Here is a 24,879-nt window from a genome sequence, read left to right as displayed (position 1 = left end):
TCCGGGAGTGATCGGTCATGCATCCAGGATGACGGATCGCGTGAGGTTGCGCGGCTGGTCGGGGTCGAGGCCGCGGCTCAGCGCGCGGTCGAGCGCGACGCGGTGCAGGCGCACGAGGTCGGCCATGGGGTCGATCGCCCGATGCTCGAAGCGGGCACCGGTGGCGCTCACCTGGTCGGCCAGTCCCTCGGGCGCGTCGCCGAAGTGCCAGGTGACGCGGCCGGGCGCGGCGATGGCGATCGGGCCGTGGCGGTAGTCCATCGACGGGTACGACTCGGTCCATGACTGCGACGACTCGCGCAGCTTGAGGGCGGCTTCGTGAGCGAGACCGATCGTCCACCCGCGGCCGAGGAAGGTGTACTGCTCGGCCTCGCGGAGGTCGGCGTCGTCGTCGGCTTCGGTGAGCACGGCCGTGGCGTCGGCGATCGCGGCGGTGAGGTCGTGTCCGAGTGCGGCGCGGAAGAGCGCGAGGGCGGTGGTCGCGAAGCGGGTCTGCACGACCGACTGCTCGTCGGCGAAGGGCAGCAGGATCGCCTCGTCGACGAGCGACACCAGCGGCGACGACGCGTCGCCGATGACGCCGATGGTCGGCACGCGCCCCTTGATGCGGTCGACGAGCTCGAGCACCTCAGTCGTGGTGCCCGATCGGGTGAGGGCGACGACGGCGTCGTACCCGCGGTCGACGAACGCCTCGGATGCCGCGAAGGCGTCGGTCTCGCCCTGCCCCGAGCTCTCGCGCAGCGCGGCGTAGGACTGCGCCATGAACCAGGAGGTGCCGCAGCCGACGACGGCGATCCGCGCTCCGGCCGCGGGCAGGGTGCGCTGCTCAGCGGTCAGATCGGCGGCGGTGGCCCACGTCCGGGGCTGGGTGTGGAGTTCTTCGCGCATGTGCGCACCGGGGAGCGTGCCGGTCATGGATGTACCTCTCGTGGACGGAAGTTGCAAAGTTGTGATTCTTATTTGGTCGATTCGATCATACTATGCCTACTACGAACATCCTCATCGAGTTCGGCTTGATTAGTTTGTTCGCCTGACAAATAATCGGAACGAGTTTCACCGCCCGATGGCGAGCACCGCCATCGGAAACCCGAGCCCCCAACTCGGAGGTCCGCATCGCCACCCGGCGGCGCGGTCACACGCACCGTCGCGTGATGTGCTTGCGACTGTGCACCATCCCGTCCGGAGACGATCACCGCCTGCGGAGCGGACACTCACAGTGAGGAATGCGATACACATGAAGAAGTCACTGCGGTTCGGTGCCGCCGCCATCGCGGCCGTCGCCACGCTCTCGCTCGCTTCGTGCGGGTTCGGCGGATCGTCCGGCGACGGCGGCGACGCGGAGGGCTCGACCACGCTCGACCTCCTCGTCCCCAGCTACTCCGACGGCACCAAGGCCAACTGGGAGACGGTGATCGACGGGTTCGAGAAGGCCAACCCCGACATCAAGGTCGAGCTCGAGGTGCAGTCGTGGGACAACCTCGAGAAGGTCGTCTCGACCAAGATCCAGGCGAACGAGGCCCCCGACATCTACAACGGCGGCCCCTTCGCGGGCTTCGTCGGCGACGAGCTGCTCTACCCGGTCGAGGACGTCGTCTCGGAGGAGACCTACTCCGACTTCCAGGAGTCGTTCCTGAAGAACGCCGAGGTCGACGGCACCGCCTACGCGCTGCCGCTGATCGCGTCGGCGCGCGCGCTGTTCGTCAACAACACGCTCCTCCAGCAGGCGGGCGCCGAGGCGCCGACCGACTGGGACTCGCTCCTCGACGCCGCGACCAAGATCTCCGCCCTCGGCGGCGGCGTCGCCGGGTACGGCATGCCGCTCGGTTCCGAAGAGGCGCAGGCCGAGGCCGCCGTGTGGCTGTGGGGTGGCGGCGGATCGTTCGGAGACGCCTCCGAGATCACCATCGACACCCCGGAGAACCTCGCCGGCGCGGAGCAGATCAAGAAGATGATCGACGCCGGCGCGACGCAGGCCGACCCCGGCTCCACGCAGCGCTCGCCGCTGATGGACATCTTCATCCAGGGCAAGATCGGCATGCAGGTCGGCCTCCCGCCGACGGTCGGCCAGATCGCCGAGAACAACCCCGAGCTCGACTACTCGATCGTCCCGATCCCGACGAAGGACGGCTCGCCTTTCACGCTCGGCGTGATGGACCAGCTCATGGCCTTCCAGAACGACGGCGACAAGCAGGAGGCGATACGTAAGTTCTTCGACTACTACTACTCGGCCGACGTGTACGTGCCGTGGGTGCAGGCCGAGGGCTTCCTCCCCGTCACCAAGTCGGGCTCCGAGCAGCTGTCGAGCGAGGAGGCGCTCGCGCCGTTCCTCGAGGTGCTCCCCGACGCGCAGTTCTACCCGTCGACGAACCCGAAGTGGTCGGCCACCGACGGTGCGTTAAAGTCGCTCTTCGGCCAGCTGCAGTCGAAGCCGGCGCAGGACGTGCTGACCGAGATCCAGGCCCAGGTCGACGCGGGCTGAGTCCGCCGAACGGAGAGGTTCGGGTATTCCCATGAGCCAGACGACAGAGTCCTCGAACCTCGCGGGGGCGGCCGACGGCCGCCCCCGCACCACACCGGATGCCGCGCCGCGCGGTCGCTCCGGCGGCAGAGACCTCCTCCAGGCGCTGCCGTGGATTGCGCCCGCGCTGGTGCTCATCATCGGCGTGGTGCTCTTCCCCGCCGGCGTCATGTTCTACAACTCGACGCGCGACATCTCGCTGTCGGGGCTCGACAAGGGCTCCGTCGGCCTCGACAACTTCGCCACCGTGTTCGCCTTCGCGGAGTTCTGGCCCATCTTCCTGCGCACCATCGTCTGGGTCGTCACGGTCGTCGCCTTCACCGTGATCATCTCGCTCGGGCTCGCGCAGATCCTCAACAAGGCGTTCCCCGGCCGGCAGATCGTGCGGATGGCCGTGATCGTGCCGTGGGCGGCATCCGTCGTCATGACGACCATGGTGTTCTACTACAGCCTCGAGCCGTACTTCGGGGTGTTCAACAAGTTCCTCTACGACATCGGGCTGTCCGACGACTCCGTCGGCTACGGCTGGACCAAGAACCCCACGACCGCATTCGTCTGGTCGATCGTCATCGCCATCTTCGTGTCGCTCCCGTTCACCACCTACACGATCCTCGCCGGGCTCCAGTCGGTGCCCGCCGACGCGATCGAGGCCGCCAAGATGGACGGCGCAGGCCCCGCCCGTACCTACTGGTCGATCGTCCTCCCCCAGCTGCGGAGCGCCCTCGCGGTGGCGATCCTCATCAACATCATCAACGTCTTCAACTCGCTGCCGATCCTCAAGGTGATGACCGGATCCATCCCGGGCTACGGCGCCGACACGATCATGACGATGATCTTCAAGTACATCGAGCTTCAGAAGAAGGTCGACGTCGCGAGCGCCCTGTCGGTGGTCGCATTCCTCATCGTCATCGTGATCGTCGCGATCTACGTGAAGACCGTCAAGCCCATGAAGGAGGTCTGATCATGACCGTGACCGAGACCGCCCTCCTCACCACCGCCGAGCCCGGCTCCGGCCGCGGCGCCGCGCCGCTCGACCGACGCAAGCGCCGCTACACCGAAGACCAGGTCACGCTCCCCCGCGTCATCCTGCGCACCGCCGCGGGCTTCCTCGTGCTCGCGATCTTCGTGCTGCCGTACCTGATCATGTTCTTCGGGAGTGTGAAGACGAAGCCTCAGATCCGCTCCGTCGATCCGACCTACCTGCCGACCGAGTGGCACTGGGAGAACTACATCTCGATGTGGTCGACCCCCGAAACGCCCCTGCCCTACAACCTGATCTCGACGATCATCATCGCCGTGTTCGCGACGCTGCTCGTGCTACTCGTCTCGCTGCCGGCGGCCTATTACACCGCGCGATTCCGCTTCCCCGGCCGTATGGTCTTCCTGTTCCTCGTGATCGTCACGCAGATGCTGCAGCCGGCCGTGCTGACCTCGGGCCTGTTCCGGCAGTTCACCACCCTCGGCCTCGGCGACACCTGGGCCGCGATGATCTTCATCAACGCCGCCTTCAACCTGTCGTTCGCCGTGTGGATCATGCACTCGTTCTTCGCCGGCATCCCGAAAGAGGTCGACGAGGCCGCGCAGATCGACGGCGCCGGCCGCTTCACCGTGCTGTTCAAGATCAACCTCCCCCTCGTCTGGCCCGGCATCGTCACCGCGATCGTGTTCACGTTCGTGGCGTGCTGGAACGAGTTCGCGGCATCGCTCGTCATCCTGTCCACCGACAAGAACCAGCCGCTGTCGGTTGCGCTCACCAAGTTCGTGGGTCAGTACGAGACGAGCTGGCAGTACGTGTTCGGCGTCTCGATCGTCGCGATCCTGCCCGTGGTCATCCTGTTCATGCTCATCGAGAAGCGCCTCGTCGGCGGCCTCACGGCCGGCAGCGTGAAGTAACCCGCCATCCCGATCCGCCGGGCCGGTCGCGACCCGCGTCCGGCATCAGGACGACGGATGCGGCAGCAGCTGCTGCGGACTCCATCGCACGCCGAGCGTCGCGGTCAGGGCGGCCTGCGCCGCGCCCGCACCCACCGGAACGCGCGTGTCGGCGTAGCGCACCGGCACGTGCGCGGTGCCGCGCGCGGGGTAGTCGGCCTCGGCACGCACGAGAGCGAGGAAACGATCGCCGAGCACGGTCGCCGGGCCTCCGATGACGACCTCGGTCGGATCGAGCAGAGCGCTGAGGAGCTTGATCGCCCGCGCCAGTGCCCGCGCGCCCTCGTGGAGATCCCGCGGATCGGCCCTCGCGACCAGGTCGCGGAGCTGATCCTCGTCGAGGGCGTCCGAGAAGTCGTCCCCCAGCATCGCGCCGAGCGCGGCTGCCGACTCGAGGCAGCCCCGCTGCCCGCACCGGCACGGCCGCGCGGTGTCGCCGAACACGACCTGCACGTGGCCGATCTCACCGGCGCGGTGACGGGGCCCGGGCGCGAGCTCGCCGTCGAGCGTCACCGCGGCGCCGATGCCGCCGCCGATGTGAAGGAAGAGGCGGTAGCCCGACGGAGCCTCGTCCATGCCCGCCTCGGCCACCGCTTCGGCGTCGACGTCGTTCACGAGCAGGACGGGCACGCGCAGCATCCGCTCGAACCGGTCGGCGAGCGCGACACCGTGCCAGCCGAGCTGCACGCTCTCGAGCACCGAGCGGCCGTCGGTCGTCCCGGGGATCTGCACTCCCGCCGCCAGCAGGCGATCGCCCCCGGCATCCGCGACCATGGCGAGGGCGTCGTCGAGGGCGCGATCGCGTTCGTCGACGGTGTACTCGAGCGTGCGCGACTCGACCTCCGCTCCGTCGAGCGCCATCAGCGCGATGCGGGCGCTGGTGGGATGGAGCACGAGCACGACGATCTGATGATGCCGGCCGTCGACGGTGAGCGTGGTGGCCCGCTTCCCTCCCGTGCTGGCCGCCTGCTCGCCCTCGACGATCAGCCGCTCGTCGAGCAGCTCGGCCACCAGAGATGACGCCGTCGCCGCGGTCAGGCCCGTCGCCCGAGCGATGCCCGCGCGGGTCTGGGAACCCGACTCGCGAAAGACGAGCTGCAGCGCCCGGCGCAGGTTCGACCGGCGCAGCGAGGACTGCGTGTCGAGCCCGTCATCCGTGTTCCGCATCTCGCTCCGTTCGGCGCGATCGTCACCGCCCCTCGGCGGCCTCGGTGTGATGGCGGATGACCTCGGCCACCACGAAGTTGAACCACTTCTCGGCGAACTCGGGGTCGAGATGCGCCTCTTCCGCGAGAGCCCGCAGGCGCGCGACCTGCTGCTCCTCGCGACGCGGGTCGGATGCCGGCATCGCATGGTGGGCCTTGAGGTGACCGACCTGCTGCGTGGCGCGGAAGCGCTCGGCCAGCATGAAGATCAGCGCGGCGTCGATGTTGTCGATGCTGGCGCGAAGTCGGAGCAGTTCGGCCTGCGGGTCTTCAGCGGCGTTCATGCCCCTACTCTAGGGCCGCTGCAGCACTCGCCCGCGGGGTGCCGACGCTATCGTGAGCACATGAGCACCGCAGAGCCGCCGGCGTCCGAGCCCGTCGCCGCGACGGCATCCGAGTCCTCCTCCTCGCCGGCATCCGAGCCCCCTTCCCCTGCGGTCGATCCCGCACCTGGTGCCGTCCGCCGCGGCCCGGCGTGGACGCGCATCGATCGTCCGTTCGTCTTCGGCTTCCTCGTCACGCTCGGCGGACTCGGCGCGGTGTTGCTCGGGCTCGCCCTCGCGAACCTCTCGACGGTGCTCATCTACATCGCCCTCGCCCTGTTCGCGGCGCTCGGCCTCGACCCGGCCGTGCGCTTCCTCGAGCGCCGCGGCATGAGACGCGTGATGGCCGTCGTCGTCGTGATCCTCGGGCTCATCGTCGTCGTGGGGCTGCTGCTGTGGATGGTCATCCCGATCGTGGTCGAGCAGATCTCGAGCTTCGTCGCCTCGGTTCCGTCGATGGTCAAGGAGTTCACCAAGAGCGACCTCTACGCGACGCTCGCAGACCGGTTCGGCGAGCAGTTCCAAGACCTGATCGGCGAGGTGCAGCGGTTCCTCTCCGACGTGGGCAACCTCGCCACGATCGGGGGCGGCGCCCTCAGGATCGGCGCGTCGATCGCCACGGGCATCTCGGGCACGATCATCGTGCTGGTGCTGACGCTGTACTTCCTCGCGAGCCTCAGCACCATCAAGAGCAGCCTGCTGCGCCTCGCGCCGGCTCGTGATCGGCAGCGCGCCTCCGACATCACCGACCAGATCACCGATTCGATCGGCGGCTACGTGATGGGGATGGTGGTGCTCGCCTTCTGCAACGCCGTCTTCACCCTCCTCCTCTACCTGCTCCTCGGGCTGCCCTTCCCGCCTCTCATGGCGACGGTCGCCTTCTGCATCACGCTGATCCCGCTCGTCGGACCGGTGCTGTTCTGGATCATCGGCACGGGCATCGCCCTGTTCACCAATCCGATCGGTGCACTCGTCTTCGCGGTCGCCTACCTGATCTACATGCAGATCGAGGCGTACGTGCTCACCCCGCGGGTCATGAACCGCGCCATCGCCATCCCCGGCTCGCTCGTCGTCATCGGCGCGCTCGCCGGCGGAACGCTGCTCGGGCTCCTCGGTGCGCTCGTCGCCGTGCCGGTGACGGCATCCCTCCTCATCATCATCAAGCAGGTCTGGGTGCCCCGCCAGGATTCCCGCGTGTAGCCGCGCTCTCTCTCGCCGCCGAGACCCCGGTTTCGCGCCGAGACCCCGGGCTGCTGACGTCAGCAGCCCGGGGTCTCGGCGGCAGCCGGGGGTCTCGGCGGGGAAGAGCGGCGGCGACTCAGCCGAGGTCGTTGTCGGCCAGCCACTGCTTGGCGATGTCGGACGCCGACTTCTGGTCGACCGTGCTCTGCACGTTGAGCGCGACGAGCTCGTCACCCGTGAGCTTGGCGCTGATCGCGTTCAGCACATCCGACACCTCGTCGGCGATGTCGCTCGAGACGATCGGCACGACGTTCGACGAGATGATCAGGTTCTCCGGGTCTTCCAGAGCCACGATGTCCTCGGTCTGGAAGGCGGGGTCGGCGGTGTAGATGTCGGCCACCTGGATCTGACCCGCCAGCAGCGACTCGAGAGTGGTCGGACCGGTGGCCGAGAACGCGAGGTCGACGCCGTACACCTCCTTGGCGGCCGCCGGGCTGTACGGCCGCTGCTCGAACTCGGGCGCCGCGCCGATCGTGACCGGCGAGGTCACCTTCGCCAGGTCGCCGATGCTCGTCAGGCCGTTCTCGTCGGCGAAGCTCTTGAGCACGGTGTAGGAGTCCTGGTCGGTGGCCTCGGCGAAGTCGAGGGCGGTGAGGCCTTCGGGCAGCGCGTCCTGCAGGGCGGCGTACACGTCGTCGGGGCTCGTGACGTCGATCTCGTCGTCTGAGATGAACTCGAGGAGGCTGCCCGTGTACTCGGGGAACACGTTGATGGCGCCCGACTCGACGTCGGGCATATAGGCGTCGCGCTGGCCGATGCTGAACTGACGGTCGACCGTGTGGCCGTCGGCCTCGAGCGCCTGGGCGTAGATCTCGGCGATGATCTCGTTGGAGTAGTACGCCTGGGAGCCGATGACGATGGTGTCGCCGCCACCCGAGCCTTCGTTCGAGTCGGTCGGCTCGTCGAGCGGGTTGCTCGAGCCGCAGGCCGACAGGGCGATGGTCGCCGCGGCGATGAGGCCGACGGCCAGGACGGTGCGCTTGCGTCGTGCTGTGAACATGGACTTCCTCTTCTCTGGACTGCTGTGTGGAACGACGGGTCGTGGGTCAGGCGGCGGCGGATGCGGCGGCCGGGGCGGCGGCGCGCTCGCGTCGCCGCGGGGGCCGGCGCTCGCGCAGACCGGCGGGAACGGCGGCGTGCTGCGCGGCGGCGAGCAGCAGATCGACCAGCAGGGCGAGCACGGCGACCAGGATCGCTCCGGCGAGCACCTGATCGAACTTCTGCAGCGGGATTCCCTGGATGATCGGATACCCCAGGCCGCCGAGGTTCACGTAGGCCGCGATCGTCACCGTGGCGATCACCTGCAGGAGGGCGGAACGGATGCCGCCGACGAGCAGCGGCAGCCCGAGCGGCACCTCGACCTTCCAGAACACCTGCCACCCCGTCATGCCCATCGCCTTCGCCGCATCGAGCACCCGGCGGTCGATCGCCTCGAGGCCCGTGTAGGCGCCGGCGAGGAGCGACGGGATCGCGAGGAGCACGAATGTGATGACGGCCGCCTCGGGCACGCGGAGCACGCCGAGCAGGAGGACCAGGAGGATCATGAGGCCGAACGCGGGGATCGCGCGCGCCGCCCCCGAGATGGCGACGGCGATCTCGCGCCCCTTGCCCGTGTGACCGATGAGCCACCCGGCCGGGACGGCGATCGCGGCGGCGATGAGCACCGACACCGCCGTCAGCGTCAGATGCTCCAGCAGCAGCTTCGGCAGAGCGTAATTGCCCGTCCACTGGGCGGGAGCGGCCATCCAGGCGAACGCCTCGAGGAAAAGGTTCATGCGGGGGCTCCCACCGCGAGGGAACGCGCGGCGGTCGAGCGCGTGGCCGCGCGCGTCCACGGCATCAGCAGGCGGCCGAGCAGCAGCAGCGCCAGGTCGATCAGGAGGGCGATCACGACCACGGCGATGATGCCCGCGAAGACCTCGGCGATGATGCGACGATCGAGGCCGTTGGTGAACAGGTAGCCGAGGTTGGTGACACCGATGAGGATGCCGACGGTCGCGAGCGAGATGGTGCTCACCGCGGTGACGCGGAGACCGGCGAGGATCACCGGTCCCGCGAGCGGGAACTCGACCGCCCAGAACCGGCGGAACGGCGCGAAGCCGGTCGCCGTGGCCGCCTGGCGCACGTCGTCGTCGACCGAGTCGAGCCCGTCGGAGACCGCACGGACGAGGATCGCGATCGCGTAGATCGTCAGCGCGATGATGAGGTTCGTCTCACTGCGGGCGGAATAGCCCGCCACCGACGGGAGCAGGATCAGCAGCGCGAGCGACGGGATCGTGTAGAGGAGTCCGGTGAGCACGATGATCGGACCCCGCACGAGCCGGTACCGCCACGCGATCCAGCCGAGCGGCAGCGAGAGCACGAAGCCGAGCACGATCGGGATGATGCTCTGGCGCAGGTGCACCAGCGTGAGCTCGAGGATCAGACCGAGGTTGTCGACGACCCAGTTCACGCGGCGCCGCCCTGCACGGCATCGAGCGCCGCGGCATCCGGACCGGCCAGCGGCCCGTCTGCTCGTTCGGCATCGGCGACGATCGCGCCCTGGGTGCGCCCCTCGGAATCGACGACCACAGTGCCCTGCGGCGTCTCTTTCAGGTGGAGCGCCCGGCGGCCGCGATCGGCGCCGATGAACGACGCGACGAAGTCGTCGGCGGGGTTCTCGATGATCTCGCTCGGGCTGCCGACCTGCACGATGCGTGCGCCCTTGTCGAGGATCACGACCTGGTCGCCGAGCAGGAACGCCTCGTCGATGTCGTGCGTGACGAACACGACCGTCTTGTCGAGCTCGCGCTGCAGCCGGAGCGTCTCCTGCTGCAGGTCGGCGCGGACGATCGGGTCGACGGCGCCGAAGGGCTCGTCCATGAGCAGGATGTTCGGGTCGGCGGCCAACCCGCGGGCCACGCCCACGCGCTGCTGCTGCCCGCCCGAGAGCTGGCTCGGGTAGCGCTCGGCGAGGGACTGGTCGAGGCCGACCGTGGTCAGCAGCTCGCGCGCGCGCTGGTGGGCGGCCGACTTCTTCACCCCGGTGAGGCGCAGCACCGTGGCGACGTTGTCGATCACCGTGAAGTGCGGCATGAGGCCGGAGTTCTGCATGACGTAGCCGATGCGACGGCGCAGGGCCACCGGGTCGCCGCCCAGCACGCTCTCGCCGTCGATCTCGACCTCGCCCGAGGTCGGCTCGACCATGCGGTTGACCATGCGGAGCAGCGTGGTCTTGCCGCAGCCCGACGAGCCGACGAACACGGTCGTCTTCCGCGACGGCAGCACCAGGCTGAAGTCGTCGACGGCCAGCGTGCCGTCGGGGAAGCGCTTGGTGACGTGGCGGAATTCGATCATGACTACTCTCCAGTCGGTCGATCGACGAGACGTGCATCGGCGCCCCGGCGCCGGCAGACCGTGGTCATTCGGAGATCTGCACGCGAGGGTCGAACGCGACGTAGCCGGAGAAGTCCGTGCCGACGCGGTCGAAGGCGGAGGGGTAGGGGGTGGGGTACGACCAGGCGTGGTCTTCGTGCAGCGCGTCGCCGGCCTGCACCGACCAGTACTGCGCCTCCCCCTTCCACGGACACGTGTACGGGGTCGGGCTCTCGACGAGCGCCCCGGGCGTGACGGATGCCGGAGGGAAGTACCAGTTCCCCTCGATGCGGACGAGATCGCTCTCGTCGGCCTCGGCGATGACGGTTCCTGCGAGTACAGCCTTCATGGTCGTACCTCCTCGGATCTTGTTCGAGCGTATAAGAGGGATCCGACGTCGGGGTCGGACCGCGGCGGATCGGGCGTCAAGGAAAGAAACATTCTTCTCTCGTTCGGCGCCGCGTGGGGATCGGATTGTCCGTCGGTTCCGGCGGATTCAGGCGGAATCGCGCCCGTAGGTCTCGAGCAGGCGCAGCCAGATCTCGCTGATGGTCGGATACGCCGGCACCGCATGCCACAGCCGCGCGATCGGGACCTCGCCGACGACCGCGATCGTCGCCGCCTGCACCAGATCGGCGACCTCCGGCCCGACGAAGGTGGCACCGACGATGACGTCGCGGCCGGTGTCGATCACCAGTCTCGCCTGCCCCTCGTAGCCGTCTTCGTAGACGCCGGCCCCGGCCACGGCGCCGAGGTCGTAGTCGACGACCTTCACCTCGTGCCCCGCATCGCGGGCGGCCGCTGCGGTCAGTCCCACCGACGCCACCTCGGGGGAGGAGAACGTGACCTGCGGCACCGCGGCGTGATCGGCCGTCGCGACGTGGCGACCCCACGGGGCGTCGTCGACCTCTCGGCCCGTGGCCCTGGCCGCGATCACATCGCCGGCGGCCCTGGCCTGGTACTTGCCCTGATGCGTGAGGAGCACCCGCGCGGTGACGTCGCCCACGGCGTACAGCCACTCCGACCCGGGAACCCGCATCGTGTCGTCGGTCTCGATCCAGTCTCCGGGGGTGAGGCCCACGACCTCGAGCCCGATGTCGTCGCTGCGGGCCGATCGCCCGGTAGCGGCCAGCACCTCGTCGGCGGAGATCTGCTCGCCACCGTCGAGCGTGAGGGTGACGCCGTCGTCGCCACGACGGACCGACGTCGTGCCGGTCTGCGTGCGCACGTCGACGCCAAGTTCACGCAGTCCGGCGGCGACGCGCTCGCCCGCGAACGGCTCCATCGACGCGAGCAGCCCGCCGCGGGCGACGAGGGTGACCCGGGAGCCGAGCGAGGCGTACACGGTCGCCATCTCCACCGCGACGACCCCTCCTCCGATGACCGCGAGACTGTCGGGGAGCTCCTCGGCGCTCGTCGCCTCGCGACTGGTCCACGGAGCGGCCTCGCGGAGTCCGTCGATCGGCGGGATGACGGCATCCGATCCCGTGCTCACGGCCACCGCGTGACGCGCGCGCAGCACACGCGTCGCGCCGTCGGCGCCGGTCACCGTGACCTCGCGCTCACCCGAGATGCGGCCGTGCCCGCGGGCGAGGTCGATGCCGGCGGAATCGAGCCACTTCACCTGTCCGTCGTCGGACCAGTTGCTGGTGAACGAGTCGCGGCGGTCGAACACCGCCCGCACGTCGAGGGTGCCGGTCACCGCCTGCGATGCTCCCCCCACGTGCTGTGCGGCGCGCAGCGCCTGGGCCGGGCGGAGCAGCGCCTTCGACGGCATGCACGCCCAGTAGGAGCACTCGCCCCCGACCAGCTCGTCCTCCACGATGATCGCCGTGAGCCCGCCCTGCACGGCCCGGTCGGCGACGTTCTCGCCGACGGCACCTCCGCCCAGGACGATCAGGTCGTACTCGTCGGTCTTCTCGGCAGCACTCATGCGTCGCACCTCTCCGTCGCTCAGTCTCGCTCATGAGCAACGCCGAGTCACGGGCGAGTTGTTCCCGATGCGGCCGCCCGACCCGTCGCGCGCGGTCAGCGCACCGGGAGGAAGTGCGTCGGCGTCGGCACCGGCGCCTGGTGACGGATGCCGAGGGGCGCGCCCGTGCGCTCATCGAGGTCGAGCAGCGTGACCGTGTCGGAGCGCTGCCCCGCGACGAGCAGCTTGCCCTCGTGCACGAGGTGGTGGCGCGGCCAGTCGACCCCCGAGTCGGCGAGGGCGATCGGCTCGAGCGCGTCGCCACCCCCGCGCACGCGGAGCGCGGCGATCGTGTTGCTGCCGCGCAGCGCCGTGTAGAGGAACTGTCCGTCGCGGGTGCGGGCGAGCTCGGCCGGGAAGTCGACGCCGACCTGCGCGATCGGGGTGGCGACGGTCGACGACACGATGCTCCACGTGCCGTCGGGGGAGGGCCCGAGCGTGAACACCTCGCACGAGTACTCGGTGACCACGTGGAGGTGCCCGCTGGGGTGCAGCACCAGGTGGCGCGGCCCCGTGCCGCGCGGAAGGACGACCTCGTGATCGAGGATCAGCCCCTGGTCGGCCGGCACCCGCCAGATGCGCACCAGGTCGAAGCCGAGGTCTGTGGTCGCGACGCGTCCGTCGGGGAGGAATACCGCGGCATGGGCGTGCGAGACCCGTTCTCCGCCGGCCGCGTGCGGGTCGACCGCTGCGACGCCGTCGCCGGGAGGGGTCGCGGGTGCGGCATCCGGATCGTCGTCGCCGAACAGGGCCGCGCGCAGCGCCGCCGCGGCATCCGGTCGGGCGGGGGCGAGTCGACCGGCGCCGTCGAGGCCGATGCGCACGACGCGTCCGTCTCCGTAGCAGCTGGCCACCAGCGACGAGCCGTTCGGTGCGACCGCGAGGTGGCAGACGCTCGTGCCCACCGCGACGCGCTCGCCGATCGGAATCAGGGCGGCGTCGCCGGTGCGCGCGTAGGCCTGCACGGCGGCATCCCCCTCCAACGCGGCGTAGACGACGTCGAGGAACGGATGCTGCGCCAGCCACGACGGCGACGGCGCCTCGGCGACGGCGCCGCGGTACGAGAGCGTCAAGGCCTCGCGGCCGGCGTCTCCCGCCAGGAAGCCGATGCCCTCGGCCGAGCCGTCCATCGCGGGGCCGTAGCCGCCGAGCCAGAACCTGGTCATGCGCGGGTCAGTCGAGCAGGTCGTGCCGCACGACGACCTGGTCGCGCTCGGGGCCGACGCCGATCACCGAGATGCGGGTGTTGCTCATCTTCTCGAGCGCAAGCACGTAGTCCTGAGCCGTCTGCGGCAGGTCGTCGAAGGTACGGGCGGTCGAGATGTCCTCGCTCCAGCCCGGGAAGTACTCCAGGATCGGCTTCGCGTGGTGGAAGTCGGTCTGGTTGACCGGCACCTCGTCGAAGCGCTCGCCGTCGACGTCGTAGGCCACGCACACCGGCACGCGCTCGAGCCCGGTGAGGATGTCGAGCTTGGTGAGCACCAGGTCGGTGATGCCGTTGATACGGGTCGCGTACCGCGTGATCGGGGCGTCGTACCAGCCCACCCGGCGGGGACGCCCCGTCGTCGTGCCGAACTCGAAGCCCTGCTTGCGCAGCCACTCGCCCTGCTCGTCGAACAGCTCGGTCGGGAACGGGCCGGAGCCCACGCGGGTCGTGTAGGCCTTGACGATGCCGACGATCCGGTCGAGGGCACCGGGGCCGACGCCGGAGCCGGTCGCGGCGCCGCCGGCGGTCGCCGACGACGACGTCACGAACGGGTAGGTGCCGTGGTCGATGTCGAGCATGGTCGCCTGGCCGCCCTCGAAGACGACGACCTCGCCGCGCCCGAGCGCCTGGTCGATCAGGTAGCCGGTGTCGGCGACCATCGGGCGCAGCCGGTCGGCGTACGACAGCAGGTCTTCCACGACCTCGTCGGCGGTGATCGCCCGGCGGTTGAAGATCTTCACCAGCAGGTGATTCTTCTGGTCGAGCGCGCCTTCGACCTTCTGACGCAGGATGTTCTCGTCGAAGATGTCCTGTACGCGGATGCCGACGCGGTTGATCTTGTCGGCGTAGGCGGGTCCGATGCCGCGCCCGGTGGTGCCGATCATCCGCTTGCCGAGGAAGCGCTCGGTGACCTTGTCGAGCGTGCGGTGGTACTGCGTGATGATGTGCGCGTTCGCGCTGACCCGCAGACGGGAGACGTCGATGCCACGAGCGGCCAGCGCCTCGAGCTCGAAGAAGAGCACCTCGAGGTCGACGACCACGCCGTTGCCGATCACCGGCGTGACCCCCGGAGACAGGATGCCGGAGGGCAGCAGGTGCAGCGCGTACTTCTCGTCGCCGACGACGACGGTGTGCCCGGCGTTGTTGCCGCCGTTGAACTTCACCACCCAGTCGGTGCGCTCACCGAGAAGATCGGTGGCCTTGCCCTTTCCTTCGTCGCCCCACTGCACGCCGACGATCACGATTCCTGGCATGGGTGTCCCCCCTGCTTTCGCCGGGCTTCCACCGGCCGATGAGCTGGCCCTCTGCGGGCGGTCCCATCCTATCGGGACGGGTCAGACGGGCCTGCGTCGCAGAACAGCACGAAAGTCGCAGAGATCCGCGGAAAACGTGCGACATTCGCGTCGTTCTGCGACGTTCGCGCGGTCATGCGTCAGCCGGCGGGCCGGAACGCCGTGACCGAGGCGGTCAGCGCGTCGGCGACGGCCGTGCCGTCGATGTCGAAGAGCACGTCCACGTTCGGCTCTCCGCCCCACCGGTCGACCATCTGCACGACCGTCTGCCCGCGGGTGTGCTCTCCGTGCAGCTCCACGTCGACGTGCAGACGGCGCACGGTGAACCAGTCGGGGTTCAGGGCGTACGCGACGACGGGCACGTCGTTGAGGTGCATGCCCTCGGTCTTCCACTCCGGCATCTCGGTGGTGTCGTCGTGGCGGTCCGGGTAGCCGATCATCTCGCAGAGCGCGCGGCCCATCGGCGACTGCGACTCCCACAGGGCGGCGACATGGTCCGGCGAGAGGGCGAAGCTGCGCGAGACGTCGAGTCCGACCTGCGTGAGCGGGGCGCCCGACTTGATGACGATCTCGGCGGCCTCGGGGTCGTTGTAGATGTTCGCACTCGCGACGGGCGTGACGTTCCCCCAGGTGAGGGCCGCCCCGCCCATGTAGATGATGCGGCGCACCGAGCGGGCGAACGCCGGCTCCAGCTTGATCGCCAGCGCGACGTTGGTCAGCGGCGCGAGCGCCATGATGGTGACCTCACCGGGCGACGACATGACCGTGTCGATCATGCGGAGCACGGCATCCGTCGGCACCTCGGCGTCGGGAGCCGGGTCCGGGTACTCCCAGTACCCGACCCCGCCCGGGCGGTGGATGTGCTCCGCGTAGTGGGGCTCTCCGACCAGAGGACGGGCGGCGCCCTGCCAGATCGGCAGGTCGGGACGACCGGCGAGGGTCGCGATCTTCCTGGCGTTCGCGGTGGCTGTCTCGACTCTGACGTTGCCGAAGACCGTGGTCAGCGCCTCGATCTGGAAGGCGTTTGACGCAAGCGCCCAGAACAGCGCTCCCGCGTCGTCGATTCCCGGGTCGGTGTCGATGATCAGTCGTTCCATGTCCTTGCTTTCTGTCGTGCGGGGCGCTGACGCGCGGGTGCGGGGTGCCGCCGGCGCGTCACTTGCCCACGAAGAGGCCGTTGCGCTTCTTCGCGAGGATGTAGAGCACGACGCTGATCGCGCAGAGGGTGGCGATGTACACCGGGAACACCCACAGCATCCCCTGGCTCTGCAGCCACAGCAGCAGGTACGAGGCCGTGCCGCCGAAGATGGCGACGCCGAGGCCGTATCCCAGTCCGAGCGCCGTGCCGCGGATGTGCTGCGGCAGGAGGGAGTTGGAGACGACGACGAAGATCGTCATGTTGAGCAGCAGCACGATGGCGCCGCCGAACATCACCCCGGCGAGAGTGCCGACACCCGGCTGCGAGTACAGCAGGGCGAGGAAGATCGTCGGGATGGCGAGCAGGCGCGCGATGACGAACCAGCGGGAGAGCGGGAAGCGATCCAGGATGCGGCTGAGCACGAGTGCTCCGACGGTGAGGAACACGCCCATGCCGGTCGTGATGGCGAAGACGGCGGTGGGGTCCTCGCCGAACGCGCCGTTCGCGAGGTTCGGCAGGCCGGCGATCCACGTGTAGTTGTACGCCTGGATGGCGCCGACGATGAACACCGTGGCCAGCACGCTCAGCCAGTAGGTGCGCACGTCTCGCCACACGGAGTTGTTCTTCGTCGGGACGGCGCCGACCGTGCGGATCGCCGCGGTGTCGAGGGTCTCGGGCAGTGTGCGACGCAGGTACAGCACGATCAGGCCGAACGCCCCACCCACCAGGAACGGGATGCGCCAGCCGTAGGCGGCCAAGGCCTCCGGCCCGAGGATCCAGCTGATGAAGAAGATCGACAGCGGTGCGAGCAGGTTGCCCAGGTTGTTGAAGAACGCGAAGAAGCCGGCCACGTATCCGGGGCGGTTCGGCACCAGCTCGATGGCGTAGGCCGTGCCGAGCGGCGCCTCGACGCCGGCGGAGACTCCCTGCAGCAGGCGCGCGAGGACGACGATGATCGGCGCGGCGACGCCGATGGTCTCGTAGGCGGGCAGCACGCCGATGATGAAGCTGCCCAGTGCCACGGCCCCGACAGCGAAGATCATGATCTTCCGACGTCCGAAGCGATCGGCCACGAAGCCGAAGACGACGCCACCGAGGGGACGCGCGACGAATCCGACGGCGAACACGGCGAGCGCGTTCAGGGTGGATGCGAGCGGGTTGTCAGAGGGGAAGAACGTCGCACCGAGATAGACCGACAGCAGTCCGAAGATCGCCCAGTCATACCATTCGAGGGCATGCCCCCAGCTCAGAGCGCGGAGGTTCTTCCGCTCGGTGGCGCTGGCCTTTCCGGTCAGCTGCGGCGGCGCGGTGGCCACGACTTCTTCCGTGCTCATGGAGCTCCCTTGCTCTGTCCCCGAGAGGGGATGATCGACTTCCTGCGACTATACTATAGCAGCAGTCCCGGATCGCAACAGGTAAGGTGAAACATGAGAACTCCGCTGAACGACGCCGATCGTCGCCTCATCGAAGCCGCATCCGAACTGCTCGTGCGCGTGCACGACGCCGACCTCCACCGCGTCGCCGCGGCCGCTCGCGGGGCGTCCGGCGAGATCCACCTCGGTCTCAGCCTGCGTTCATCGCGCGTGATGGTCTGCGCCGAGAGCTCGGCGCTCGCCAACGCCCGCATCGCCGGCGAGGAGACGATCGAGACGATGGTCTCGGTGGGCCTGCGCGCCGACGGCACGGCGACCGTGGTCAACCCGTGCGGCGTGTGCCGCGAGCTCGTGCCCGCCGTCGCCCCCGGCATCCGCACCATCGCCGACGACCACGGTCACGTCGTGTCGGTCGCCGCCGACGACCTGCTGCCGATGCCTTGGGTGCGCGCCCGCTCGTACGATGAGGCAGAAGCGCACCCAATGCACCGAGCGCGCTGATCCGGGGCTCAGCGCCAGGGCAGCGGGCGCCGCAGTACCTCGCCGATGCGCTCGAGCACGCCGTCGAAGTCCATGTCGAAGACGACACGGTGGATCGGCCTGGTCTCGTCCTTCACCGGGTGCACGCCGGCGAGGTAGCGGTCGCCGGTGTCGGGGTCGAGGAACGTCTCGAGCGGGCGCATGACCGCGCCCGTCACGAGATCCGGATGCAGGAGGCTCGCCACGGCCATGCTGTCGTTGATGCCCATGACGCGGCGGCCCTCCGGCTGCGGGTACGAGCGGGAGTAGAACCCGGCGTAGTCGCGGCTGATCTCGGTGATGAGCTGCGCCGGCGCGAAGCCGGTCGACGCGGCGATGTCGAGGAAGAAGTCCTCCGGGACGAGCGCCTGGCGGGTGACGTACGGGCCGCACCAGGTGACATCGCCCTCGTGCTGAGCGACCATGCGGGCGGCGTCGATGTCGAACGACACGTTCGGGTCGCGTGAGACGCGGAATCGGCGATCCTCCCACGGCGCGGTGTCGTGATAGAGCGCGGGGCCGAGCGTGCCGACGATCGTGGTCGACCGCAGCCGTTGGAGCAGACGGGGCTCGGCCTCGAGGGCGATCGCGAGGTTCGTCTGCGGGCCGAGGGCGAGGTAGTCGATCTCGCCGTCATGCCGATCGAGCAGGTCGAGCAGCACCGGCACACCGCGGGGCTCGGCCGGCACCGATCGGTCGGGACGCAGCCCGGTGTTGCCGAAGCCGTCCTCGCCGTGGATGCCGGGATTCATGCGCAGCTCCTGCAGGAGCGGGGCGTCCGCGCCGCGATAGACGGGCACGTCGGTGCGGCCGCACGTGTCGAGCACGTAGCGGGCGTTGTCGGCGCCGCGCTCGCCGGTGGTGTTGCCGAACACGCTGATCACCGCGAGGATCTCGACCTCCGGATCGGCGGCCAGCAGCATCAGGGCCAACGCATCGTCCACACCGGTGTCGGTGTCGACCACGACTTTTCTCATCGGTTCTCTCCTCGAGGATGGGGGGTCACGGATCGGGCGGCGGTCAGGGACGCGACAGCCCGACAGCGGCGAACGCGTCCTGCGCCGGCTGCTCGGTGAGCAGCCGGACGAAGCGCCGCGCGTCGTCACCGGCAGCGGGACTGGCGCCGATGGCGAAGCGTCCGTACGACTGCAGGTCGTGCGGGATCGGCTCGACGATCTGTTCGCCGGTGACCGCACGCAGCTCGCTGACCTGCTGGATCGCGACGTCGGCGCGCCCATCGAGGACGGCCTCGGCCGTGAGCCCCGATTCGCACCGCACGGCGCGCTCGTCGATGCGCTCGAGCAGACCGCGTTCGCGCAGCATCCTCATGAAATGGATGCCGCTGGCGCCGCTGAGCGTGTACGCGACGGCGCGCGCGTGAAGCAGATACTCGAGGAAGGTCTTCGCCGAGTCGTCCGCCGGACCCGGCGTGCTCGGAAGGCGCGCGAATCCCACCGACGAGACCGCGATCTCGGCGATCTGCGACGGATCGAGCACTCCCTGCTCGGCGAGCCCGGTCACCGAGGCCGACACTCCGAGCACCAGGTCGGGTCGATCGCCCTCGGCGATGCGGTCGAGCAGCACGGTGGTCGGCGCGAAGGTCGTCTGGATGCGCGCACCCGTGGCGCGCTCGAAGGCGGGGATGATGTGTTCGACGAGGGACTTCTCGACGACGAATCCGCTGTACAGCGTGATCACGGGGTGGTCCTTCCGGAGGGAGCGGAGAGCGCGCGCAGCTGCGCGTCGGTGAGGGGAGCCGTGGCGAGGCCGCGCGTGAGGAGGAACAGCTGCGCGGTGTGCTCGAGTTCTTCCACCGCGTCGAGGGCCGCGTCGAGATCAGTGCCGGCGACGACCGGTCCGTGGTTGCGCAGCAGCAGCGCGTGCGTCGCGCGCGCCGCCTCTTCCACCGCGGCGGTCGCCGCCGGGTCGCCCGGGGCGAAGTAGGGGAGCATCCGCAGCATCCCGACCCGCATGCCGTAGTACGCGGTGAGTGGCGGGATCGGATTCGCGGGGTCGACGTCGGCCAGGCACGACACGGCGGCGGAGTGGACGGAGTGCGTGTGCACGACGGCGTTCGCGTCAGGGCGCATCCTCAGCACCGCGACGTGCAGGAACGCCTCCTTCGTCGGCTTCGGGCCGTCGAGGTGCGTGCCGTCGAGACCGACGACCGACAGCTCGTCGGCGGACACGTCGGCCAGGCTCACGCCCGTGGGCGTGAGCAGCACGCGGTCGCCGTCGCGCACCGCGAGGTTGCCGGTGCGGCCGTGCGTGAGCCCGCGGCGGTGGATCGACTGCGCGACGCGCTCGATCGCTCGGCGGGGGTCGACGACGGTCATGCCGAGCCTCCCTGTCGTGCGACCTCGACGAACAGGTCCTGGTCGCCGAAGTTGCCGGACTTGAGGATCAGGTGCACGTCGCTCGCGGCGTCGTGGATCCACGGGGCGCCGGGGGCGACCTCCTCGCCCACCTCCGCCACGACGGTTCCGAGGGAGCGGATGACCTCGCCGGAGGTCTCTCCGCCGGCGATCAGCATGCGCCGGATGCCGCGATCGGCCAGCTGTGCGGCGACCAGGCCGGCGGTGCGCTCGTACAGCTCGCCGGCTCCGGGCACGTCGTCGCGGCGTTCCGAGGCGGGGCTGGACGAGTAGATGAGGGCCGCGGAGTCCGCCGGCTGCCGGTCCCACCATTCCAGCGCTCGCGCGGCGAGGTCGTCGGCCGAATCGCCGGGCTCGGCCGCCACGCGGTACGCCGGCGCACCGGTGGAGACGAAGCGGTCGATCTGCTCGAGGGTGCGACGGGAGCAGCTGCCCGCGATGATCGCGGTGCGGCCGGCCGGCGGAGCGGGGGCCGTCGAGCCGCTGACCGTGTCGCGCAGCGCGATCGCTCCGACGAGACCGGCCGATCCGGCGACGAGCGGTTCGCCGTCGACGGCGGCGGCCACGACGGCCAGGTCCGCGTCTTCGGCGGCATCCGCGACGAGGTGACGGATGCCGTCGGCGCGGGCCGTGCGGATCGCCTCGGCGACAGCATCCGCTCCCTGGCGCACCGTCTCGAGCGGCAGCAGTCCTACGCGCCCCGCGGACTGCGCGGCGAGCAGGCGCGGCACCGAGGAGTCGCGCATCGGGGTCACGGGGTGATCGCGCATGTGGGTCTCGGCGAGCAGCACGTCGCCGACGAAGAGATGGCCGCGATAGACAGTGCGGCCGTGCAGGGGCGCCGCCGGTGTCGTCACGACCAGGTCGACGCCGAGGGCGTCGGCGACCGCCTCGGTGACCGGACCGATGTTCCCCTCTGCGGTGGAATCGAAGGTCGAGCAGTACTTGACGTAGATGCGGTCGGCGCCGCGCCCGCGCAGGGCGGACAGCGCGGCGAGGCTCTGCGTGACGGCCTCGGCGGCCGGAAGCGAGCGGGTCTTCAGACCGATGACGATGCCGTCGGCCGGGGCGGCATCGTCGGGGATCTCCGATCCGAGGACGAGGAGCGTGCGCAGACCCGCCCGCCGCAGAGCCGCGGCGACATCGGTCGCCCCGGTGACGTCGTCGGCGATGACCCCGATCATCGGCGTTCCTCGCGCAGCGCCGCGGACAGCTCGCGGGCGGCGGCGCTCGGGCCGTCGAGCACCGGAACGCCGTAGCGCTCGGCCAGGGCTGCGGCGGCATCCGCCAGCGAGTACTGGGCGAGCACGATGAGGTCGTACGGCTCGTCGATGTCGGCGATGGCGTCGGCGAGCGCGTCGACGAGGGCGGATGCCGGAAGCGGCGAGGCCGCGGCGGGGACCACGACGGCCTGGACCTGCGCCGCCGAGCCTGCGTCGGCGAACGCCCGGCCCAGGCGCTCTCCGCTGTCGCTCGCGGCCGACTCGAGGGAGGCGACGAGCAGTACGCGGTTCGGGGCGGCGGCGACTGCCGCGGCGAACAGCGGTCCGTCCGCCGACAGCACCGCGACCCCGTCGGCGTCGCGGTCGCGCCGGTCGGCACGGTCGCCGAACTGGGAGCACGTGAGCAGCACGCCGTCGGCGCCGCCGGCGAGCGCGAGGTCGATCAGCGCATCCATACGAGCGGCGAGCGGTGCGTCGATGCCGCCCTGGTCGCGGGCGTCGGCGAGCAGCCGGTCGTCGAGCAGGTTCCACACCGTCGCCTCGGGGAGGCCCGCGGCGATCGCGGCCGCAGCGGGCGCGATCGCGAGCGGCGTGGCGCTGATGAGCGCGATCTTCGGGTCGGTCATCGCACGATCCTCTCGATCCAGGACAGTCCTTCGCGGGTGCCGGCGACGGGCGCGTACTCGCAGCCGATCCATCCGTCATAGCCGCTCTGCGCGATCCGCGCGAGCACGCGCTCGTAGGCGATCTCGCCCGTGCCGGGCTCTCCGCGTCCGGGATTGTCGGCGACCTGCACATGCGCGACGACGGGGCGCAGCTGCTCGAAGCGCTCGATCACGTTCCCTCGGTCGACCTGCGCGTGGTAGACGTCGAAGAGCACGCCGACGACATCGGGATCGACCGCCTCAGCGACAGCGGCCGCGGTCTCCATCGAGGCCAGGCCGAACCCGGGCTGATCCCGCTTGTTGATCGCCTCCAGCGCGAGTCGCACGCCCGTGCCGCGTGCCTGGTCGGCCGCCCACGAGATGTTGCGCACGTAGGTCGCGAACGCCCGGTCGGGGTCGACGTCGGCCGGTCGGATGCCGGCCATGACGTGGATCACGCGCGTGCCCAGCACCGCCGCGTACTCCAGGGCGCGCAGCACGCCGTCGCGGAACTCCTGCTCGGCGCCGGGAACGTATGCCGCACCCGAGGCTGTGGCCGATCGCGCGGGGCCCGGCGGCGTGTTGATGAGGATCTGCTCCAGCCCGGCGTCGTCGAGCAGCTGGCGCACCTCGGCGGGCGAGAGCTCGTAGGGCGAGGCGAACTCGACGGCCGTGAACCCCGCCTCGGCAGCGGCGGCGAAGCGCTGCGCGAACGGCACCTCCGTGAAGAGCCACTTCAGATTCGCGGCCAGGCGCAGGGGCCCGGCCGACGTCTGCACGATCATGCGGGCACCGCGTCGTAGCCGGGGTTGACGACGAAGGTCGGATCGGCGCCGCCGAGGGCGGCGATGACGTTGCGTGCGGCCATCCGTCCCGATTCGCCGCGCGCCTCGCGGGTCGCCCCGGCCACGTGCGTCGTGGCGAGGATGCCGGGGATGTGCAGCAGCGGGCTGGCCGGGTCGAGCGGCTCGTCGGCGAACACGTCGAGGGCGGCCGCGCCGAGGCGGCCCTCGCGCACGGCGTCGACGAGGGCGTCCTCGTCGATGATCCCGCCGCGCGCGGTGTTGATGAGCACCGCGTCGGCCTTCATCTCGGCCAGGCGTTCGGCGTCGATGAGATTCCTCGTCGACTCGTCGAGGAAGAGGTGCAGGGTCACGAAGTCGGCCTCGCGCAGCAGGTCATCCAGTTCGAGGCGACGGATGCCGTGGGCCGCCGCGAACTCGGCGTCGAAGTACGGGTCGTAGGCCACGATGTCCATGCCGAAGCCGGTCGCGATCGTGGCGACGGCCTTGCCGATGGAGCCCAGTCCGAGGATGCCGAGCGTCGCGCCCCGCAGTTCGCGACCGGTGAGCTGCTGCCAGGTGCCGGCGGCGAGGTTGCCGATGTTCTCGGGGATGCGACGGGCGCAGGCCAGCGCCAGGGCGAACACGTGCTCGGCCACGGCCTGACGATTGGCACCGGCGGTGACGCACACGGGGATGCGACGGGCGGTGGCAGCCGCCACGTCGACGCTGTCGTAGCCGACGCCCGTGCGCACGACGATGCGCAGCTCGGGGGCGAGCGCGAACTCGTCCTCGCCGAGCGCCCGGGTGCCGGCGATGATGGCGCGCACTCCGGACAGCATCCGCGCACGCTCCTCGGGGGCGACCTGCGCGAGCTCCGGTTCGTGCCGGGTAGTGAGGCCTTCAGCGCGCAGCATCCGGTCGACCTCGTCGCCGGGCTCGAGGAACGCCGTCGTGATCAGGACGTCGGGCGAATCGATCGAAGTCACCAGATCCCTCCTTCGTAGTCGGATGCGGCGAAGGCGCCGCCGTGCAGTGTGGGGGCAGGGGCGTCGCGGTCGACACCCTCGGCGTGGTCGGCCGCATCGTCGCGAGGCACGTAGCCGATGGCCGCCCAGCCCGCGTCGCCGTTCCACCAGCGGTCGGTGTTGGCCGAGCAGCCGTAGACGACCTGGCAGCCGACCGGGGCGCTCTCGATCGCACAGCGGAAGAGCTCGACCCCGTCGCGCCAGCTGAGCCAGAGCGCGAGCTGACGCGCGTCTTCCGGGGCCGGGCGGAAGGTGCCGATGCGCACGAGCACCGACTCGACGCCCCACTTGTCGTGGTAGAGACTCGCGATCGCCTCGCCGAAGGCCTTCGAGACGCCGTAGAAGGTGTCGGGGCGCAGCGGGGCGCTCTCGTCGAGCACTTCGCTCGCCGGGTGGAATCCGACGACGTGGTTGGAGCTGGCGTACACGACGCGGCGCACCCCGGCCCGCTTCGCGGCCTCGTAGACGTGATAGGTGCCGTCGATGTTGGACCGGCGGATGCTGTCGAACGAGGCTTCGTCGGCGATGCCGCCCAGGTGCACGATGACGTCGACGCCCTCGGCGGCCGCGACGAGCGCATCGAGGTCGACGAGGTCGCCGACCACGACCTCCTCGCCGGGGAGGAGCGGCTCGTCCGGCGCGGAGCGCGCGAAGAGCACGACCCGGTCGTAGCGGCCCGCGAGGCCCTCGCGGATCACGCGGCCCATCCGGCCCGTTCCGCCGGTGTACAGCACGGTGGTCATCGTCGTCCT

Annotated in this window: 26 protein-coding genes; 5 read left to right on the top strand and 21 right to left on the bottom strand. The window is 70.1% G+C overall.

Going from position 1 to position 24,879, the window contains the following annotated elements:
• Positions 1 to 15 precede the first annotated feature (15 nt).
• A complete protein-coding gene (locus AB3M90_RS11735) occupies positions 16 to 915 on the bottom strand; it encodes an SIS domain-containing protein (RefSeq protein WP_412952138.1) in 900 nt (299 codons plus the stop codon).
• Between the two features lie 319 nt (positions 916 to 1,234).
• On the opposite strand from AB3M90_RS11735, the gene AB3M90_RS11730 reads away from it, so the two are divergent.
• From AB3M90_RS11730 to AB3M90_RS11720, 3 genes are read left to right on the top strand one after another with little or no spacing between them, the layout of a single operon-like run.
• The gene (locus AB3M90_RS11730) at positions 1,235 to 2,479 is read left to right on the top strand and encodes an extracellular solute-binding protein (protein ID WP_412952136.1); all 1,245 of its coding nucleotides are present in this window, start codon (positions 1,235 to 1,237) and stop codon (positions 2,477 to 2,479) included.
• A gap of 31 nt (positions 2,480 to 2,510) precedes the next feature.
• Entirely contained in the window at positions 2,511 to 3,479 is a 969-nt protein-coding gene (locus AB3M90_RS11725; protein WP_412952134.1) for a carbohydrate ABC transporter permease, read from the top strand.
• A gap of 2 nt (positions 3,480 to 3,481) precedes the next feature.
• Entirely contained in the window at positions 3,482 to 4,411 is a 930-nt protein-coding gene (locus tag AB3M90_RS11720; protein ID WP_412952132.1) for a carbohydrate ABC transporter permease, read from the top strand.
• Between the two features lie 45 nt (positions 4,412 to 4,456).
• On the opposite strand, the gene AB3M90_RS11715 is transcribed toward AB3M90_RS11720, so the two are convergent.
• Positions 4,457 to 5,617 (bottom strand): ROK family protein, encoded by a 1,161-nt coding sequence (locus AB3M90_RS11715; protein ID WP_412952130.1) that lies wholly within the window; start codon positions 5,615 to 5,617, stop codon positions 4,457 to 4,459.
• Between the two features lie 22 nt (positions 5,618 to 5,639).
• The gene (locus tag AB3M90_RS11710; RefSeq protein WP_412952128.1) at positions 5,640 to 5,939 is read right to left on the bottom strand and encodes a chorismate mutase; all 300 of its coding nucleotides are present in this window, start codon (positions 5,937 to 5,939) and stop codon (positions 5,640 to 5,642) included.
• Positions 5,940 to 5,999: 60 nt separating this feature from the next.
• Here AB3M90_RS11710 and AB3M90_RS11705 point away from each other — a divergent pair, with 60 nt between their 5' ends.
• Positions 6,000 to 7,178, top strand: a complete 1,179-nt coding sequence (locus AB3M90_RS11705) for an AI-2E family transporter (protein WP_412952126.1) — start codon at positions 6,000 to 6,002, stop codon at positions 7,176 to 7,178.
• Between the two features lie 118 nt (positions 7,179 to 7,296).
• Here AB3M90_RS11705 and AB3M90_RS11700 read toward each other — a convergent pair whose 3' ends face one another.
• From AB3M90_RS11700 to AB3M90_RS11655, 10 genes are all read right to left on the bottom strand, one after another.
• Positions 7,297 to 8,220, bottom strand: a complete 924-nt coding sequence (locus AB3M90_RS11700) for an ABC transporter substrate-binding protein (protein WP_412952124.1) — start codon at positions 8,218 to 8,220, stop codon at positions 7,297 to 7,299.
• A gap of 46 nt (positions 8,221 to 8,266) precedes the next feature.
• On the bottom strand, positions 8,267 to 8,995 hold the full coding sequence (locus tag AB3M90_RS11695) for an ABC transporter permease (protein WP_412952122.1): 729 nt from the start codon (positions 8,993 to 8,995) through the stop codon (positions 8,267 to 8,269).
• Positions 8,992 to 9,672 carry an ABC transporter permease gene (locus AB3M90_RS11690; RefSeq protein ID WP_412952120.1) on the bottom strand — a complete coding sequence of 227 codons (681 nt, stop codon included), beginning with the start codon at positions 9,670 to 9,672 and terminating at the stop codon, positions 8,992 to 8,994. The genes AB3M90_RS11695 and AB3M90_RS11690 overlap by 4 nt, the downstream gene beginning before the upstream one ends.
• Complete coding sequence (locus AB3M90_RS11685) at positions 9,669 to 10,556, bottom strand: ABC transporter ATP-binding protein (RefSeq protein WP_412952118.1); 888 nt, start codon at positions 10,554 to 10,556, stop codon at positions 9,669 to 9,671. Before AB3M90_RS11685 ends, AB3M90_RS11690 begins: the two co-directional genes overlap by 4 nt.
• Positions 10,557 to 10,620: 64 nt before the next feature.
• The gene (locus tag AB3M90_RS11680) at positions 10,621 to 10,923 is read right to left on the bottom strand and encodes a DUF427 domain-containing protein (protein WP_412952116.1); all 303 of its coding nucleotides are present in this window, start codon (positions 10,921 to 10,923) and stop codon (positions 10,621 to 10,623) included.
• A 147-nt stretch (positions 10,924 to 11,070) separates the two neighbouring features.
• A complete protein-coding gene (locus AB3M90_RS11675) occupies positions 11,071 to 12,507 on the bottom strand; it encodes a dihydrolipoyl dehydrogenase family protein (RefSeq protein WP_412952114.1) in 1,437 nt (478 codons plus the stop codon).
• Positions 12,508 to 12,602: 95 nt separating this feature from the next.
• The gene (locus tag AB3M90_RS11670; RefSeq protein ID WP_412952112.1) at positions 12,603 to 13,712 is read right to left on the bottom strand and encodes a lactonase family protein; all 1,110 of its coding nucleotides are present in this window, start codon (positions 13,710 to 13,712) and stop codon (positions 12,603 to 12,605) included.
• A 7-nt stretch (positions 13,713 to 13,719) separates the two neighbouring features.
• On the bottom strand, positions 13,720 to 15,006 hold the full coding sequence (locus AB3M90_RS11665) for an adenylosuccinate synthase (protein ID WP_412952111.1): 1,287 nt from the start codon (positions 15,004 to 15,006) through the stop codon (positions 13,720 to 13,722).
• A gap of 179 nt (positions 15,007 to 15,185) precedes the next feature.
• Positions 15,186 to 16,142: a nucleoside hydrolase gene (locus AB3M90_RS11660; protein WP_412952109.1), complete on the bottom strand. Its 957-nt coding sequence runs from the start codon at positions 16,140 to 16,142 to the stop codon at positions 15,186 to 15,188.
• Between the two features lie 58 nt (positions 16,143 to 16,200).
• Entirely contained in the window at positions 16,201 to 17,517 is a 1,317-nt protein-coding gene (locus tag AB3M90_RS11655) for an MFS transporter (RefSeq protein ID WP_412952107.1), read from the bottom strand.
• 93 nt (positions 17,518 to 17,610) lie between these two features.
• Here AB3M90_RS11655 and AB3M90_RS11650 point away from each other — a divergent pair, with 93 nt between their 5' ends.
• Entirely contained in the window at positions 17,611 to 18,057 is a 447-nt protein-coding gene (locus tag AB3M90_RS11650; RefSeq protein ID WP_412952106.1) for a cytidine/deoxycytidylate deaminase family protein, read from the top strand.
• Between the two features lie 8 nt (positions 18,058 to 18,065).
• On the opposite strand, the gene AB3M90_RS11645 is transcribed toward AB3M90_RS11650, so the two are convergent.
• The 8 genes from AB3M90_RS11645 to AB3M90_RS11610 are packed head-to-tail and all read right to left on the bottom strand — an operon-like array spanning position 18,066 to position 24,870.
• Positions 18,066 to 19,052: a nucleoside hydrolase gene (locus tag AB3M90_RS11645; protein ID WP_412952105.1), complete on the bottom strand. Its 987-nt coding sequence runs from the start codon at positions 19,050 to 19,052 to the stop codon at positions 18,066 to 18,068.
• Between the two features lie 43 nt (positions 19,053 to 19,095).
• Complete coding sequence (locus tag AB3M90_RS11640; RefSeq protein WP_412952104.1) at positions 19,096 to 19,773, bottom strand: substrate-binding domain-containing protein; 678 nt, start codon at positions 19,771 to 19,773, stop codon at positions 19,096 to 19,098.
• Positions 19,770 to 20,411 (bottom strand): class II aldolase/adducin family protein, encoded by a 642-nt coding sequence (locus AB3M90_RS11635; protein ID WP_412952103.1) that lies wholly within the window; start codon positions 20,409 to 20,411, stop codon positions 19,770 to 19,772. The genes AB3M90_RS11640 and AB3M90_RS11635 overlap by 4 nt, the downstream gene beginning before the upstream one ends.
• Positions 20,408 to 21,634, bottom strand: a complete 1,227-nt coding sequence (gene otnK / locus AB3M90_RS11630) for a 3-oxo-tetronate kinase (RefSeq protein WP_412952102.1) — start codon at positions 21,632 to 21,634, stop codon at positions 20,408 to 20,410. Before otnK ends, AB3M90_RS11635 begins: the two co-directional genes overlap by 4 nt.
• On the bottom strand, positions 21,631 to 22,299 hold the full coding sequence (locus AB3M90_RS11625) for a hypothetical protein (protein WP_412952101.1): 669 nt from the start codon (positions 22,297 to 22,299) through the stop codon (positions 21,631 to 21,633). The genes otnK and AB3M90_RS11625 overlap by 4 nt, the downstream gene beginning before the upstream one ends.
• Positions 22,296 to 23,102, bottom strand: coding sequence for a hydroxypyruvate isomerase family protein (locus tag AB3M90_RS11620; RefSeq protein ID WP_412952100.1), 807 nt, complete (start codon positions 23,100 to 23,102; stop codon positions 22,296 to 22,298). Before AB3M90_RS11620 ends, AB3M90_RS11625 begins: the two co-directional genes overlap by 4 nt.
• Positions 23,099 to 24,088, bottom strand: coding sequence for a phosphoglycerate dehydrogenase (locus AB3M90_RS11615; protein WP_412952099.1), 990 nt, complete (start codon positions 24,086 to 24,088; stop codon positions 23,099 to 23,101). The genes AB3M90_RS11620 and AB3M90_RS11615 overlap by 4 nt, the downstream gene beginning before the upstream one ends.
• A complete protein-coding gene (locus AB3M90_RS11610; protein WP_412952098.1) occupies positions 24,085 to 24,870 on the bottom strand; it encodes an NAD-dependent epimerase/dehydratase family protein in 786 nt (261 codons plus the stop codon). The genes AB3M90_RS11615 and AB3M90_RS11610 overlap by 4 nt, the downstream gene beginning before the upstream one ends.
• Positions 24,871 to 24,879 lie beyond the last annotated feature (9 nt).

Source organism: Microbacterium martis (assembly GCF_047246685.1).
Lineage (GTDB): Bacteria > Actinomycetota > Actinomycetes > Actinomycetales > Microbacteriaceae > Microbacterium.
This window is presented reverse-complemented; position numbering and strand designations above follow the sequence as displayed.

Excerpts from the sequence above, each read along its gene's own strand:
- AB3M90_RS11735 (WP_412952138.1), bottom strand. The coding sequence starts at position 915 with ATGACCGGCACGCTCCCCGGTGCGCACATGCGCGAAGAACTCCACACC.
- AB3M90_RS11730 (WP_412952136.1), top strand. The coding sequence starts at position 1,235 with ATGAAGAAGTCACTGCGGTTCGGTGCCGCCGCCATCGCGGCCGTCGCC.
- AB3M90_RS11725 (WP_412952134.1), top strand. The coding sequence starts at position 2,511 with ATGAGCCAGACGACAGAGTCCTCGAACCTCGCGGGGGCGGCCGACGGC.
- AB3M90_RS11720 (WP_412952132.1), top strand. The coding sequence starts at position 3,482 with ATGACCGTGACCGAGACCGCCCTCCTCACCACCGCCGAGCCCGGCTCC.
- AB3M90_RS11715 (WP_412952130.1), bottom strand. The coding sequence starts at position 5,617 with ATGCGGAACACGGATGACGGGCTCGACACGCAGTCCTCGCTGCGCCGG.
- AB3M90_RS11710 (WP_412952128.1), bottom strand. The coding sequence starts at position 5,939 with ATGAACGCCGCTGAAGACCCGCAGGCCGAACTGCTCCGACTTCGCGCC.
- AB3M90_RS11705 (WP_412952126.1), top strand. The coding sequence starts at position 6,000 with ATGAGCACCGCAGAGCCGCCGGCGTCCGAGCCCGTCGCCGCGACGGCA.
- AB3M90_RS11700 (WP_412952124.1), bottom strand. The coding sequence starts at position 8,220 with ATGTTCACAGCACGACGCAAGCGCACCGTCCTGGCCGTCGGCCTCATC.
- AB3M90_RS11695 (WP_412952122.1), bottom strand. The coding sequence starts at position 8,995 with ATGAACCTTTTCCTCGAGGCGTTCGCCTGGATGGCCGCTCCCGCCCAG.
- AB3M90_RS11685 (WP_412952118.1), bottom strand. The coding sequence starts at position 10,556 with ATGATCGAATTCCGCCACGTCACCAAGCGCTTCCCCGACGGCACGCTG.
- AB3M90_RS11680 (WP_412952116.1), bottom strand. The coding sequence starts at position 10,923 with ATGAAGGCTGTACTCGCAGGAACCGTCATCGCCGAGGCCGACGAGAGC.
- AB3M90_RS11675 (WP_412952114.1), bottom strand. The coding sequence starts at position 12,507 with ATGAGTGCTGCCGAGAAGACCGACGAGTACGACCTGATCGTCCTGGGC.
- AB3M90_RS11670 (WP_412952112.1), bottom strand. The coding sequence starts at position 13,712 with ATGACCAGGTTCTGGCTCGGCGGCTACGGCCCCGCGATGGACGGCTCG.
- AB3M90_RS11665 (WP_412952111.1), bottom strand. The coding sequence starts at position 15,006 with ATGCCAGGAATCGTGATCGTCGGCGTGCAGTGGGGCGACGAAGGAAAG.
- AB3M90_RS11660 (WP_412952109.1), bottom strand. The coding sequence starts at position 16,142 with ATGGAACGACTGATCATCGACACCGACCCGGGAATCGACGACGCGGGA.
- AB3M90_RS11655 (WP_412952107.1), bottom strand. The coding sequence starts at position 17,517 with ATGAGCACGGAAGAAGTCGTGGCCACCGCGCCGCCGCAGCTGACCGGA.
- AB3M90_RS11650 (WP_412952106.1), top strand. The coding sequence starts at position 17,611 with ATGAGAACTCCGCTGAACGACGCCGATCGTCGCCTCATCGAAGCCGCA.
- AB3M90_RS11645 (WP_412952105.1), bottom strand. The coding sequence starts at position 19,052 with ATGAGAAAAGTCGTGGTCGACACCGACACCGGTGTGGACGATGCGTTG.
- AB3M90_RS11635 (WP_412952103.1), bottom strand. The coding sequence starts at position 20,411 with ATGACCGTCGTCGACCCCCGCCGAGCGATCGAGCGCGTCGCGCAGTCG.
- otnK (WP_412952102.1), bottom strand. The coding sequence starts at position 21,634 with ATGATCGGGGTCATCGCCGACGACGTCACCGGGGCGACCGATGTCGCC.
- AB3M90_RS11625 (WP_412952101.1), bottom strand. The coding sequence starts at position 22,299 with ATGACCGACCCGAAGATCGCGCTCATCAGCGCCACGCCGCTCGCGATC.
- AB3M90_RS11620 (WP_412952100.1), bottom strand. The coding sequence starts at position 23,102 with ATGATCGTGCAGACGTCGGCCGGGCCCCTGCGCCTGGCCGCGAATCTG.
- AB3M90_RS11610 (WP_412952098.1), bottom strand. The coding sequence starts at position 24,870 with ATGACCACCGTGCTGTACACCGGCGGAACGGGCCGGATGGGCCGCGTG.